Source organism: Exiguobacterium sp. UBA6309 (assembly GCF_002439205.1).
Taxonomy (GTDB): Bacteria; Bacillota; Bacilli; order Exiguobacteriales; family Exiguobacteriaceae; genus Exiguobacterium_A.
Window position 1 is genome coordinate 82,854 of sequence record NZ_DJTL01000009.1, and the last position, 14,818, is coordinate 97,671.

The 14,818-nt window shown below is 45.7% G+C and carries 13 protein-coding genes; 1 reads left to right on the forward strand and 12 read right to left on the reverse strand.

Translation table 11 applies throughout. From position 1 onward, the window contains the following. Positions 1 to 9: 9 nt before the first annotated feature. From feoB to B3M90_RS01710, 7 genes are all read right to left on the reverse strand, one after another. Positions 10 to 1,989 (reverse strand): ferrous iron transport protein B, encoded by a 1,980-nt coding sequence (feoB, locus tag B3M90_RS01680; RefSeq protein ID WP_290782327.1) that lies wholly within the window; start codon positions 1,987 to 1,989, stop codon positions 10 to 12. Beyond that, a complete protein-coding gene (locus tag B3M90_RS01685; protein ID WP_290782329.1) occupies positions 1,986 to 2,219 on the reverse strand; it encodes a FeoA family protein in 234 nt (77 codons plus the stop codon). The genes feoB and B3M90_RS01685 overlap by 4 nt, the downstream gene beginning before the upstream one ends. Positions 2,220 to 2,395: 176 nt before the next feature. Further along, positions 2,396 to 3,013, reverse strand: a complete 618-nt coding sequence (locus B3M90_RS01690; RefSeq protein ID WP_290782331.1) for a hypothetical protein — start codon at positions 3,011 to 3,013, stop codon at positions 2,396 to 2,398. A 20-nt stretch (positions 3,014 to 3,033) separates the two neighbouring features. Further along, on the reverse strand, positions 3,034 to 3,936 hold the full coding sequence (locus B3M90_RS01695) for a deoxyribonuclease IV (protein WP_290782333.1): 903 nt from the start codon (positions 3,934 to 3,936) through the stop codon (positions 3,034 to 3,036). Between the two features lie 98 nt (positions 3,937 to 4,034). Continuing rightward, entirely contained in the window at positions 4,035 to 5,387 is a 1,353-nt protein-coding gene (locus B3M90_RS01700; protein ID WP_064300313.1) for a DEAD/DEAH box helicase, read from the reverse strand. A 47-nt stretch (positions 5,388 to 5,434) separates the two neighbouring features. Continuing rightward, complete coding sequence (locus B3M90_RS01705; RefSeq protein ID WP_290777402.1) at positions 5,435 to 6,388, reverse strand: sugar ABC transporter substrate-binding protein; 954 nt, start codon at positions 6,386 to 6,388, stop codon at positions 5,435 to 5,437. Next, complete coding sequence (locus tag B3M90_RS01710) at positions 6,385 to 8,148, reverse strand: two-component system sensor histidine kinase NtrB (protein ID WP_214854855.1); 1,764 nt, start codon at positions 8,146 to 8,148, stop codon at positions 6,385 to 6,387. The genes B3M90_RS01705 and B3M90_RS01710 overlap by 4 nt, the downstream gene beginning before the upstream one ends. A 145-nt stretch (positions 8,149 to 8,293) precedes the next feature. Here B3M90_RS01710 and B3M90_RS01715 point away from each other — a divergent pair, with 145 nt between their 5' ends. Next, complete coding sequence (locus B3M90_RS01715) at positions 8,294 to 9,241, forward strand: 4-hydroxy-3-methylbut-2-enyl diphosphate reductase (protein ID WP_214854854.1); 948 nt, start codon at positions 8,294 to 8,296, stop codon at positions 9,239 to 9,241. Positions 9,242 to 9,339: 98 nt separating this feature from the next. On the opposite strand, the gene B3M90_RS01720 is transcribed toward B3M90_RS01715, so the two are convergent. The 5 genes from B3M90_RS01720 to dnaG form a co-directional block, all read right to left on the reverse strand. Continuing rightward, positions 9,340 to 10,452 carry a Nif3-like dinuclear metal center hexameric protein gene (locus B3M90_RS01720; RefSeq protein WP_214854853.1) on the reverse strand — a complete coding sequence of 371 codons (1,113 nt, stop codon included), beginning with the start codon at positions 10,450 to 10,452 and terminating at the stop codon, positions 9,340 to 9,342. Next, positions 10,452 to 11,168, reverse strand: coding sequence for a tRNA (adenine(22)-N(1))-methyltransferase (locus B3M90_RS01725; RefSeq protein ID WP_290782449.1), 717 nt, complete (start codon positions 11,166 to 11,168; stop codon positions 10,452 to 10,454). The genes B3M90_RS01720 and B3M90_RS01725 overlap by 1 nt, the downstream gene beginning before the upstream one ends. Positions 11,169 to 11,288: 120 nt before the next feature. Continuing rightward, entirely contained in the window at positions 11,289 to 11,630 is a 342-nt protein-coding gene (cccA, locus tag B3M90_RS01730; protein ID WP_056060134.1) for a cytochrome c550, read from the reverse strand. A gap of 153 nt (positions 11,631 to 11,783) precedes the next feature. Beyond that, on the reverse strand, positions 11,784 to 12,869 hold the full coding sequence (rpoD, locus tag B3M90_RS01735) for an RNA polymerase sigma factor RpoD (RefSeq protein WP_023467512.1): 1,086 nt from the start codon (positions 12,867 to 12,869) through the stop codon (positions 11,784 to 11,786). A 34-nt stretch (positions 12,870 to 12,903) separates the two neighbouring features. After that, on the reverse strand, positions 12,904 to 14,700 hold the full coding sequence (gene dnaG / locus B3M90_RS01740; RefSeq protein WP_290782336.1) for a DNA primase: 1,797 nt from the start codon (positions 14,698 to 14,700) through the stop codon (positions 12,904 to 12,906). Positions 14,701 to 14,818 lie beyond the last annotated feature (118 nt).

Below are 14,818 nucleotides of genomic sequence, written 5' to 3' on the forward strand. Positions count from 1 at the left end.
TTCTCCCCCTTAAGCGAATCCTAACCATTGTCCTGTTTGATAAATGATGAACGCCACCCCGTAAGCAACGAATAAGCCATATAAACTAGCAATCCACGTCCACTTCGCACTTCCGACTTCACGACGAATGACAGCGACCGTTGCTAAGCACGGGACGTAAAGCAAGACGAAGACCATGAAACTATACGCGCTGAGCGGTGTGAACTGTTGCGCGATATGACGTCCTAGTTCCGATTCATTGACAGCATAAATGATTGCCATCGTTGAGACAACGACTTCCTTCGCAAGAAATCCGGTAATGAGGGCAGCACCTGCCTGCCATGTTCCGAATCCAAGCGGTACGAGCACGGTAGCAATGATGCCACCGATCATCGCAAGAAAACTATCATTCATATTGACGTCCAGTCCACCAGGCCCAGTATAAGCAAGCAGCCAAATGACGACCGATCCCCCAAAGATGAACGTTCCCGCCTTTCGAACAAACCCTTTTCCTTTTTGCCATGTACTCCGCCACAAAGTCAACCCTTGCGGAATCCGGTATGGTGGTTGTTCGACTAAGAACAAGCTCGTCGCATCTTCTGCAGCTAAGACTTTTGAAAAGACTTTTGCTGCAATGAGGGCTAGTACAATCCCAAGGATATAGAGCGATAAGACGACGAGTGCCTGATTCGTCGCAAAGAAGCTTCCCGCAAAAACAGCGTAAATCGGTAAACGAGCAGAACAAGACATGAATGGCGAGATAAAGATCGTCACTAAGCGCTCCCGTTCTTCTTCTACAGAACGAGCAGCCATGATCCCTGGTACATTACAACCGAAGCCAATGATCATCGGAATGAAGCTTTTCCCGTTTAAGCCGACCATCTGCATGAATCGATCCATGACGATCGCGACACGTGCCATGTAACCCGAATCCTCCAAAAATGAGATGAAGAAGAAGAGGACGAAGATTTGCGGGACGAATACAAGTACCCCACCAACCCCAGCCACGACACCTTCAACAAGTAAATCTTGAATGAACGGTGAGGCACCAAGCGTACTCAATAGACTAATGAGCCCTTTTGAGAGTGGTCCAGCGATGAATCCATCCAGTAAATCCGACATTGGCGATCCAATCCAGTTGAACGTCACATGGAACAAAAGATAAAGAATCGCAAAGAAAATGGGTAATCCTAAAATCGGATGTGTGACGACCGCATCAATCCGTTCCGTCCAGTTCGTTCTTGTCGTCTGTTCCTCCGTGACGACAGCGGCTCTCGTCGCCACTGCCCAGTGCCGGCGACACTCCGTGATATGCGCATGAACGAATCGTCCTAGCTGTTGTTCTAGCTGTTTACGAATCGTTGCGACCTGTGGTGTCCGTTGCTCTAGCGCATCAACAAAAACACGGTTCCCCGCTAAATATTGAACAGCCATCCATCGTTCCATCTCCGGCATGTCGACGATTTCGAGGATATCCTCAATCGCCTGTTCGGTCTCTGAACCGTAATCGATTCGAAGGACGGGCTGTGGTTCCTGTTGTAAGGAAGATAATAATACATCACATCCATCACCCGTTCGGGCGACGATCGGGAAAACATCAACCTGTAACACACTTGCTAAACGTACTGGATCGACTTTCATCCCACGATGATCGGCTACATCCATCATGTTCAGCCCAATTTGAAGAGGTTTTCCGATTTCCAGTAACTGAGCAGTTAATTGTAGATTTCGCTCAAGCTGGGACGCATCGATGATGTTGATCATCGAGTCAAATGAGTCTTCCATTAAAAATCGAGCAACGACTGCTTCATCTGCAGACAATGGATCTAAGTCATATACACCCGGTAAGTCAATCAATTGCCCGCGATTTCCACGCAACTGTCCGATTTTTTTGTCCACCGTGACCCCCGACCAGTTCCCGACATGAGCATAGGAATTCGTCAATCGATTGAACAAAGACGTTTTTCCGGTATTCGGATTTCCGAGTAATGCAATGCGTTGTGTTGTCATGGTACATACACCTCGATTCGTTTTGCATCACTGCGACGGATAGCAACCATTTGGTGATGATCCTGTTGCTCAATCGTCATAGGACCTTGAAATATCGCTTTTCGTCGCACGATGATCGGACATCCTTCATAAAAACCAAGTGCGAGTAATCGCCGACGTAATCGATCATCGATATGATTCATGTTCGTCATCACGACAGGCTGGTTCATTGGAACCGTAGCTAAATCCATCATAGCTGCTCCCCCATCTATCTTTACATTCATTGATAACAATTATCATTCCTGATTATAACACCATCACTTCCTTAGTTACATAGGAATTCACCAAATGAATCAACCGAATGTGTTTGTATCGACAAAAAAGCTCTACTTTACTGAACAACGTCAGGAGAAAGCAGAGCTTTTCTTTATTCATGTTCTTCCGTCGCGGCCGCCGTATCCACGGCATGGAGCATCTGTTGATGTAACCATCGGTGACAGGTCGGGCAAACCGTCTGATATCCTTCTGGTGTCAAATGCCATTCCAGTATCGACTGCCTAGAATCTTCACAATGCATACATTGACGCGCGACTTGTTCCAGATGATTTCGCTCCTTGAAGCGCTCGATTCGACGTTGTTTAGATTGTTCGAGTGTCAGTACATCGGTTTCGAAATACCCATACTGCCATGAATCAAGTAGACGTGTGCGAAACGCGCCTTCGACTGGTCCGGTTTTAATCCCGAGTTGATCGAGTGGTCGTCCAAGTAACGGATGTCGTAAATCCACACTGATGAGATCAAGACATACATAAGATCCTTCCGAATCGTCAGCATTCGTCAACCAAAATGGATCTTCTGGACGTGTCGTATACTCGGTGAACAAGGCTTCAGCATACGCCATGATACCGTCAGTCGTCGCAAGAAACACCTCTTCTCCCTCTACCAGTTCTGCCGGCAAATAAAACGGTTCCTTTGTTTCATAGTAGTGGACAACAGCTTGTCGTATCGCAAAACTAGTCTCATCAACGACGAGTATATGACACATCACAGACACCCCTTTATGAGTTATTCGACTGGTGCTCCTAGAATCGGTAGACGCCAGTCTGCATCAAACGCACCCGAACGTAACATATCGATTTCTTGTTTATACGGCGCCACTTTTTTCTTTGGATCGAGCCCGATGTATGGCGTCTCTAAGATTTTCGATAAATGTGCCAGAGCAGGATGATGCACGACACGATGTAAGGCATCAAATCCAATCTCACCGAAACCAATATTTTCATGACGGTCCTTTCGAGCACCACGGATATTCTTTGAGTCATTTACATGGATGACACCAAGACGATCCAGTCCAACGATCCGGTCGAATTGTTCAAGAACACCATCTAAGTCGTGCACGATATCGTATCCTGCATCATGCACGTGACATGTATCGAGACAGACGGACAGACGATCATGATGTGTGACGCCTTCGATGATTTGAGCAAGTTCCTCGAAGGTTTTTCCGATTTCCGATCCTTTTCCAGCCATCGTCTCAAGCGCGATCTTAACCTGTTCGTCACCTGTCAGTACTTCATTGAGTCCTTCGACGATCCGTTTGATTCCGATTTCTTCCCCAGCACCGACATGCGCACCAGGATGTAATACGATGTGTTGCGCCTTTTCAAGCGCTTCTGCTCGTTTAATTTCTGCTGCTAAAAACGAAACAGCGAGTTCGAATGTCTCGGGTTTCGTCGTATTCCCTAAGTTGATGATATACGGCGCATGCACGACGATTTCCTCTATTCCATTAGCACTCATATGTTGCAATGCTTCTTGAATCCGTAACTCTTCCATCGGCTTACGGCGTGTATTTTGAGGTGCTCCTGTATAAACCATCATCGTCGTTGCACCGTAAGATGCCGCTTCCTCACTTGCACCTAACAGCATTTTTTTCCCCGAAACGGAGACGTGTGAACCTATTTTCATGTTCTTTTCCACCTTTCTCTTTTTACAGTGTACCAAATCTTGAAAACGACAAGACACCCGAAAAATGTTTTTTCATTTCACGGGTGTCATCAATGGAGTTATTTTGATTTGCGTGCGTTTTCTTTACGTTGCGCGCGACCGACACCACGTTGTTCTTTGATGCGTTCACGTTTTGCTGTTTCTTTCAGCTTATATTGATGTTTCTTCTTATAACCTGGTTTAACACGTTTTTTCGCTTTTGCTGCTTCACCCGAAAGGCGACTATGCGCTGTCTTCGAGACGGCAGTCTTCATGTGCGGTTTCGCACGGCGACGTTCTTTGACTTCGACGATTTGACTGCCTTTGACATCGACGTTCGTAAATTGAATGCCACGGTCCTCTAAACGATTGATCATACCGTTCTCATGATCTTCAAACAGCGTGTACGCCAATCCATCTTGATCGACACGACCTGTCCGACCGACACGGTGAACGTAGAAGTCCAAATCTTTCGGAATACCATGGTTGATGACGTGTGAGACACCTGAAATATCGATTCCACGTGCAGCAAGATCCGTCACGATGACGTATTGATACTTCGCATCGTTGATTTCTTTGATGGCTTGTTTACGACGACGTGCCGGAAGATCTCCGTGAAGGGAACCAACGTTCAGTCCTGCTTCTAGGAACAAAGCTTCGACTTCGATTGCTTCTGCTTTTGTATTCGTAAAAATTAGACAGATATACGGATTCAGCGCTTTCGCGACTTTCAACGTCAATTGTGAGCGCTCACGATGCTTGACCGGAATCGTATGGTGAACGATTTTCTTCGCTGTCTGTTGTTTTGGATCCACATGCGCATAACGAGGGTTGTTCATGTATTTTTTCAAGAACGGTTGCAATTTCTCAGGAATCGTTGCTGAGAAGACCATCATCTGAAGCTGTTCTGGAAGAGCTTGCGCAATCCGGTCAACTTCTGGCAAGAAGCCCATGTCGAGCATTTGATCCGCTTCATCGATAACGTAGTGCTTCACGAAATGTGGTTTTAAAGCCTGTTCTTTGAATAGGTCTAAAATACGTCCCGGTGTTCCGATAACGATTTGAGGTGAGACTTTCACACGACCGATTTGACGTTCGCGATCCATTCCACCTGTAATAAGACTCGTCTTGATGAAGTCTGGTTCCTTCACGAGTAACGATTTCAGTTCTTCATGAATTTGCCATGCAAGTTCGCGCGTTGGAGCAACGATGATGGCTTGTAATTCTTGAAGCTTTGGATCGACGTTTTGAACGATTGGAAGAAGGAACGATAACGTTTTTCCTGTTCCTGTTTGTGATTGACCGATGATATCGCGTCCCTTTACTGCAGCTGGGATGATCCGCGACTGAATGTCGGTCGGTTTTGTGATGCGGGCGTCATCGAGTGCTTCGATGACGAACGGGTGTAATTGATAATGGCTGAATCCATTCATGAATTGACACCGTCCTTTCCTTATTTGCTGAGGCTTCTGCCTCTCGATTAGTTCAACATGGTTATGGGTCTACTACCGTCATACAGATAGGAGTACGTATAAAAACGAGTTGGAATCTTTTTGTTTTTCGTATGAAGCTTCAATGCACTGAAGGCGACTTTCATCATCTCATCAGCACTCTGGACGACCGTCGCATCCATCGATTTCATGTCAACAGCTTCTAATATAGCACGATTCCCGTCTATGCCGACAATTATTTTTCCTTTGATGCCTGCTTTTTTCAATGCTTCGAGGACACCGAGCGCGATATCGTCATTATGACAATAGACGGCATCAAACGGAATTCCTGACTCAATCACCTGCGTCATGACCTTTTCTGAAGTGATGGGGTCGTAATCCCCATTCACGGATTCGACAATCTGAAGTTCCGGCTCACGCTCAAGACCGGTCAAAAATCCTCGGTGTCGTTCATTGGTTGTATTGACGTTTGCTGTCCCTGCGACTTCAATGATATTGGCGGTAGCTCGTCCCGTCTGCTTGATACGTTCGTGTTTAATGAATGATGCAAGCTGCTCCCCGATCAATTGATTATTTGAAGTGATTGAACTGACCACTGCATCGGAGCGGATCAATCGATCGATGGCAAAAACCGGAATCCCGGCACGAGCCGCTTCTTCTAATGCATTAGCGATATAGACGTCATCTAGTGTCGTCACGAAGATCGCATCGACTTTCATCCGAATGAACTCTTGAATCTGCTCCCGTTCATTGATGCGTGAGTTATGGGAAGTCGTGACGACCGCTTCGTATTTATTCAGTTTGGCTTGTGTCTTGAACGCATCTACGAGCCGTTGTGCGAACTCATGCTTATCATTCACGATCGTAAATCCAACGAGATGACGTTGTGGACTAGGATCTGGATTGACGAACAAGTTGGAAATGAACAGAACGGATGAAATCCAGACAATCAGGACGAATAACCAGGCCTTATTGAATTTCATTCCATTTGCTCCTTTCGTGGCAAGTGAACTTGAATCGTCGTACCGACGCCCGGCTTACTATCAAAGATCATTTTCCCTTTATGATCACGGACGATTTGTTTCGACATGAAGATCCCAAGTCCATTTCCGTCGACTTTCGATGTTTTGAACGCTTGACCGACATGTTCGATTTGATCTCCGTCCATACCGATTCCGTTATCCTGAACAATGAAGACGACCTCTTCTGGATAGACATGGACATGCAGATGACATATGCCGTCCGGTCCTTTAAACGCAACAGCTTGTAGGGCATTTCGGACACAGTTTGCTAAAATCTGCAAGATCCCCTCTTCTGACGCATAAATCTTCGGCATAAAGGATGGTGTATAAATCTTGCAGTCCGCCTCGTAATGATGCGCTTCAGCTTCGAGGATATATGTCAATTTCTTCATTAAATCATTCATATCAATCGTCGTTTTTCGAAGCGCATTGTTCTCACCTTTTGACAGATCGAGCATCGTTTGAATCATACCATTCGCCCGATCGAGTTCTGATAAAGCAAGAACGAGCATTTCTGCATTACGATCTTTTTCCGTCGCTAACAACTGTAAGGTCATCTTGACAGGCGTCAATGGATTACGGATTTCGTGTGCGATTCCTGCTGCTAATTGACCGAGTGATGCTAATTTTTCTTGATGTAACATCGTTTGTTGCTGACTCAATTGCTCAAGACGCGCATTTTCCATCCGTTGTGCATACTCGTTATAGGCGGCAACGAGTGTCTTGACCTCATTAGATCCCGCTCGCTCAAGAACGATCGGTTTGGGCGAGGTGCTTTTCTCGATCTTATTTACAAGTTCAAGCATCGGCGCGGTCAACTGCTTCGACATCAAATAGCCGACAATTAGACTGAGGACAAGCGTTAAAGCCGCGATGATCAAATATTGTTGTCGTGTCGTATAGACCGGTTCATAAAAAACATTTCGCGGCGTTCGAACGAGTATTTTCCAATCCGTCACTTTTAAATCTTTCGCAAAGTAATACATATCTTGATTCGTACTAAAAATCTCGGAAGGTTCTAGCGATTTAAAAGCACGGTCAACCACACTTCTCGATAATACGCGCTCTTCATCTGTCACGAGATTACTGGATGTGGCTAACAATTGTTTTTTACTATTGAAAAGGTAAGCAATGGTCTGATCGTCGAACGATTCAAGTGAATTTCGAAAAACAATCGAATTCATGATGCTTAATCCACCACCAAAGACTCCGACACGCTCATTGCCGTCTCGAATCGGGATGAACATGTACGTGACAGCATCTGACTCCATTGTATATAGCTTGCTCATATGAAAATCCGTACTCGTCAACGTTTGCACAAAATCATCGTCTTTTAGGATGGTACTATTCTCCACTCGACGATCATCGCTTGAGAACCAGGTGATTTGTTTCGTCTTTCGGTCAAAATAAAAGAGACTTTTAAACCCTGTATCAATGTCTAACAATTTAGACTCCTCAATTTTCCGACTCAACTTTTTAGGGTTTTTGACATTCAACTGCAAGCTCATGATTTCTTCATGCAAATTCCCGACATTGTCGCGAATCGCATTCCCAGAGACTTCAACACTTTTTTCACTCTGTTTTTCTGTTTGTTGTTCGACTCGGGAAATCGTGACCCGGTCTGCAGTGAAGGCAAGCGCTGAAATGACAAGACAAATCAGGATGAATAAGACGGCGGTGATTTGAAAAAAATACGACCGCATCATTTTCTTAGACTCCATCCCTTCGCCTCCCTTTTGAATAATTGACAACTTCATTAGTATAGCATGTTCTGTGGATGAAACAGACTCCTCTATTTTCATTCAGCTTCAATCAATGGTACACTCTAACTAATCATTCTTTTTCACAAAGGGAGAATCCATAACTATGCTAGTAAAAAAAATCAGCCCCCGCGGCTATTGTTACGGTGTCGTCGATGCAATGAAACTTGCACAACAAGCGGCATTGAATAAAGATTTGCCACGCCCGATCCATATTTTAGGGATGATCGTCCACAATGCTCACGTTACACGTGAGTTCGAAAATATGGGTGTCATCACTGTCGATGGTCCTGATCGCCTCGAAGCCTTAGAGACGATTCAAAAGGGAACGGTCATCTTTACAGCACACGGTATTTCACCTGCTGTTTATGCTCGTGCTGCAGAGAAGAACTTACACGTCGTCGATGCGACGTGTCCTGACGTGACGCGTACGCACGATTTGATTCGTCAAGTCGTCGCGGATGATTATGAAGTCATCTACGTCGGCAAACATGGTCATCCGGAGCCTGAAGGTGCCGTCGGCGTAGCGCCGGAACATGTTCACCTCATCGAAAAAGTCGAAGATATCGATGAACTTCCTCCTCAGCTTGCTCATAAAAAAATCATCGTCACGAACCAGACAACGATGAGTCAATGGGATGTCCAAGCTTTGATGGAACACGTTCGGAAAAAATATCCGCATGTGGAAGTACACAATGAAATCTGTAACGCAACACAAGTCCGACAAGAAGCGGTAGCAGATCAAGCAGGAGACTGTGATCTCGTCATCGTCGTCGGTGACCCACGTTCGAACAACTCGAACCGTTTGGCACAGGTATCCTTTGATATCGCAGGAACTCCTGCACATCGAATCGGCGATTTAACGGAGCTTGATTTATCATGGCTTGAAGGTGTACAGCAAGTCGGCGTCACATCAGGTGCATCGACGCCAACACCGATCACGAAAAAAGTCATCGACTTCTTACAACAATATGATCCTACTGATATTAGTACGCATGACAAGACACCATTCCTTGAACTAAGACGGATTTTGCCTAAAGTCAAAGTACTTTAATCCTAACAATCGATACAGCAAAACCGAGTCGCGATTATCATTCGCGACTCGGTTTTTTACTGCTCAAAAGATACCCTTAGCGTACTCGATTCGTTGCCTCACAAAAACTGAAACGGATTCGTATTCGCTGTTGAAATCAGCAGTTCGACGTCGATTTTTTTCTGTTCGAATCGACGCTTCAATTCGTTGACGACGCCTTCCTTCATGACCGACTCTACATGATGTCCGGGATCAACGACCGCTAGTCCAAGTGCCATCGCATCATGGGCGACATGAAAATAGAGATCACCCGTGACAAGTACATCGGCTCCGGCAAAAGCTGCTGTCGAGACATATTTATTCCCATCGCCACCGAGAACAGCGACTTTATTGATCTCCCGTGATTCGTCTCCAACGAAACGCAAGTTTTGAACACCAAACACCGTCCGAACATGCTCTGCAAATGCTCGCAACGTCATGGGTTTCGGCAATCGACCTATCCGTCCGAGACCAAGTGGCGCTGCCGGACGTTCCTGCTTTATGAGATCATAGGCTACCTCTTCGTAAGGATGTGCCTGCTTCATCGCTCGAATGACTTGTTTCTGATCCAATTCCGTCACGATCGTCTCAATTCGGACTTCAGAAACCCGCTCGAGTTGATTCGCTTCACCGATATATGGCGTAGCCTCAGGCGACGGTCGGAATTGCCCAGTTCCATTGACATGAAACTGGCAGTCACTATAATCCCCTTCTTGCCCGGCTCCTGCTTTTGCAAGTGCTGTCGAGACACGCTCTGCAGCTTCTGTTGGTACAAAAACACTCAACTTGTAGCGTGTATTTTCAAATGTGGGGGCGAGAACTTCACATGACTCAAGACCGATTGCCTCTGCCATCCAATCATTGACCCCTCCTGGTGTCACATCAAGGTTCGTATGCGCAGCGTACACCGCAATATCGTGCTTGATACATTTTGTGACGATGCGTCCTGTTGCGGAACGATCCGTCACATTCGCTAACTTGCTAAAAATCGGTGGATGATGCGCGATGATGAGATCAACCTTTTTTTCAATCGCTTCATCAACGACAGACTCCAAGACATCAAGTGTCACGAGCACACGTTTTACGTCCTTGTTCAACGTTCCAATATGCAAACCGATCGGATCACCCTCGAGCGCGAATTTTTTCGGAGCGAATGCTTCAAACTGCTCAATGACATAATTCCCATTCGCCATCAGCTTGTCACCTCTTCCATCTTTTGAATCAATCGTTCGATCGCTATGATTTTTTCAGATAAGATTTCCGTAGTTTGTCCTTGTTTCATCTGCTCCAAAATATACTGACGTTTTTGTTTTTCCATTTGCCACTTTGCAATGAATTCTGGCGCTCGCTCTCGCATCAACTGAGGACCAAAGAAGAGTTCCCATTGTCGTGTTGTTTCGTCCTCTGAGTACAGTGTTTCATCTCCACGTTCCGCGACAAGAATTTCATAGATCTTCCCGTTCTCCTCGACGATGGCTTCTGACAATAAGGCATACGAATGTGCGAGTAACCAGTTTCGGACATCGACTGCATCGACATTCGGTTGTAGAATCAAACGCTCTTCTCCCGACAATCGATCTTTCCCTTCTTCAAGGATTGAGGCAATCAATGTTCCACCCATTCCCGCGATCGTGATTGCTGTCGCTTCTCCCGGTTTCAATACCGATAGACCACTCCCGAGACGGACATCAATTTGGGACTCGAGTCCTACAAGTGCCACTTGTCCTTTTGCGGCTTCCATCGGTCCTTCATTCACTTCCCCCGCGATGGCGCGTTCGATTTTATTTTGTTGGATACAAAAACACGGTACGAATGCATGATCCGAACCAATATCTGCAAGGATGGCTCCTTGTGGAATATACGACACGACTTTTTGGAGTCGTTGATCCAATACGACGTTCATTTGCATCTTCTTCATCCTTCCTATTTTCCGAAAAACTCTCTTTTAAAATAGCGGATTTACAGTAAAAAAGAAACCATCCGCCCATAAAAAAACATCTATCTCGTAACGAGATAGATGCTCTTGTTCTTATTTCTTAGCAGCTAACCATTTAGCTAGAACAGCTGCTTCTTCGTCATTCGCAAGACCGCCAGGCATTTGCCCTTTACCGTTCATTGCGATGTCCTTGATTTCATCTTCTTTCAGCTTCGCGCCGATCTTTGTTAAGTTCGGACCAACGCCGCCTTCTAAGTTTCCACCGTGACATCCTGTACATCCTTTAGATGCAAACAAGTCTTCTGGCTTCATTTCTGCAGTTGACGGCCCTTTGCGAGCTTCCTTCACCTGATCGACCCCAAAGTAAGACAATGAAATCATAGCGATGATGGCGATGACTGCGATCGCCGCGAACGGTACTAATGGATTACGCATTTGGATTCCCCCCATATTCTATACCCAACCAAGTTGGTGACTGAATGGTATTCCCCGTTACTATTCTACTGTAAAAAAAACAGGGAAGGAAGAAAAAAACGAAACTTTTTTCTTCCTTCCCACTAAAATTTCATATATTCTTCACACTTTGAATTAATCGAGGAAATCTTTCAAGCGTTTTGAACGACTCGGATGACGTAACTTCCGAAGTGCTTTTGCTTCGATTTGACGAATCCGCTCACGTGTAACGCCAAATACCTTTCCGACTTCTTCAAGTGTCCGTGTCCGACCATCGTCAAGACCAAAACGAAGACGAAGGACGTTTTCTTCACGATCCGTGAGTGTATCTAACACATCTTCGAGTTGCTCTTTTAAGAGTTCATATGCAGCAGCATCCTGTGGTGCTGTCGCATCTTGATCCTCGATGAAATCACCGAGGTGTGAATCGTCTTCTTCCCCGATCGGTGTCTCAAGAGAAACCGGCTCTTGCGCAATTTTCAGGATTTCACGGACTTTTTCCGGCGTGATTTCCATCTCTTTCGAAATTTCTTCCGGTGATGGTTCACGTCCAAGATCTTGCAAGAGTTGACGCTGGACACGAATCAATTTATTGATCGTTTCAACCATGTGAACCGGAATTCGGATCGTCCGCGCTTGGTCAGCAATCGCACGTGTGATCGCCTGACGAATCCACCACGTTGCATACGTCGAGAATTTATATCCCTTCGTATAGTCGAATTTCTCGACCGCCTTGATCAGACCCATGTTACCTTCTTGAATCAAATCAAGGAACAACATACCGCGTCCGACATACCGTTTAGCGATCGAAACGACGAGACGTAAATTTGCTTCCGCTAATCGTTTTTTCGCTTCTTCATCGTTTTGTTCGATTCGTTTCGCGAGTTCGACTTCGTCTTCTGCATTCAACAGATCAACGCGACCGATTTCTTTTAGATACATCCGGACAGGGTCATTGATCTTAACGCCGGGTGGAACAGACAAATCGTTCAAATCTGCCTCTTCTTTTTCGTCCCCTGTACCGTCATTGTTAACCTTGATACCTTCTGTTTCAAGCAATTGAAGGAATTCCTCGAATTGCTGAGCATCCATTGATTCGAAGGAACTCAGTTTGTCTTCGATTTTCTGGTGCGACAATTCACCATTCTTATGTCCGAGCGCGATGAGTTCCTCTTTCGCGAGACGGAGTAATTCAGCTTCTGATCTTGCTTTTTCTGCCATCGAACCATACACTCCTTCCACATCATGCAGCAGGTCATCGATCTTTTAAACGACGCTTTCGTTCAATGATCGCCTGCATCAGTTCCGCTTGGGCACGGATATCTGTTTGTTGATTCAATCGTGATTTTTCTTCTTCGAGCAATCGACGTTGCTGTTCGTTCTGGACGGCACGAATGTAATGACTGAGTAAGTCAGGATCATATTCAGGCATCAGCATGAACTCTAGATCCACTACGATTCGTTGCAGGGAAGCATCATGGAGCATCGTCAAAAAACGATCTGGACTTCCTTGCGTACCTGTCCCATAAAATTCATATAACTTGCCGGCAATCAATTGATGTGCCGGATCATTGAATTGGACACCCAGCTGCTCACGCACTTCTAGACATACTTCTTCGGAACGGATCATGTAGGCAAGCAAGAAGCGTTCAGCCTTTTTCCAGTTCGCGAACGTTCGATCAGGAGGTGCTGTCGGTACAGCAGTCGGGCGATCGGAAACGATTTGTTCTCTTTTCGGTTGTTGGACGGTTGGACGCACTTGTGAGATCAAAGAATCTTTCGAGAGTTTAAATTCCTCAGAAAGTTTTCCTAAATAGATGTCCCGTAACAACGGATTGGATGTTCGACCAATCTCTTCAAGCATAGTTTCAATATATCGAACGCGTTCTCCTTCTAATCGCAAGTTTTTTCCTTGTCGAAAATAAAAAGATTTAAATTCAAGACTTGAAACCCGTTTTTGTTCGATCCAGTGTAAAAACGTCTCTTCTCCCTGATTCCCAATAAAGGAGTCAGGGTCTTCGCCATCCGGTAAGCGGATGACGGAACAGTCGACGGCAACGGCTTCAAGCAACTGTAAGGCTTTTAGCGTCGCAGCGCGTCCTGCTTTGTCTCCGTCATAACAAACAATGACTTCATCGACGATGCGTGCCAGGTTTTGGGCATGAACAGGCGTTAACGCTGTTCCTAAAGAAGCTACCGTATAAGGTATACCCGCTTGAGCAACACGCACAACATCAAGATTTCCCTCAACAAGGACGACTTGTTTGATTTTACGCATCGCCCCTCGTGCTTGAGCAAATCCAAATAACAGTTCACTTTTATTGAACAAAGGGGTTTCCGCTGTATTAACATACTTTGGGTCACGACCGTCAATCGAACGGCCACTAAATCCGACGATCGTGCCATCACGATCGGAAATAGGGAACACGACCCGACCGTTGAATCGATCTCGATAATCACCATCACGTCCGATTGAAATCAATCCCGCTTCGACCATCTCATCTAAATCAAACCCACGTCGTGCCAAGGAATCCACTGTAAAACGATCTTGATCCGGTGCATACCCGAGTCGAAACTCACGCATCGCCCCCTCGCGTATACCGCGATTTTCTAAATAGATTCTTCCGGCGTCGCCTGCTTCCGTTTGAATCAGCACCTCGTGATAGAGCTCGGTGACGATTCGATGCGCTTCGCGCATGCGGAACTTCTTTTCCTGTTCAGGCGTCGATTCCGACTGCTCGAATCGGTCCGGTTCTAGCTCTGGAAGTGTGACGTCGCTTCGGTCGGCTAATTTCGAAACGGCTTCCTTGAAACTCATTCCTTCTGTTTCCATGACGAAAGTAATTGCATTTCCTCCTGCACCACATCCAAAACAGTAGTACATTCCTTTATCAGGAGAAACAGAAAAGGAAGGTGATTTCTCAGAATGAAACGGGCAAAGCCCTGAATATCGATTCCCTTGTTTTTTTAATTCTACACGTTCTGAAATCAATTCGACGATGTCCGTTGCTTGGCGGACCTGATCGACAATTTCATCAGGAATTCGCTTCATTCCGTCCTCTCCCCTTTCCTCGAGAACTTATCCTTACATGACCATACCCGCAATGAAACGGAACGATGACTCGTTCCGTTTCATTAGAAAAAGGGCATTATCTCATTTATCAGCTAAA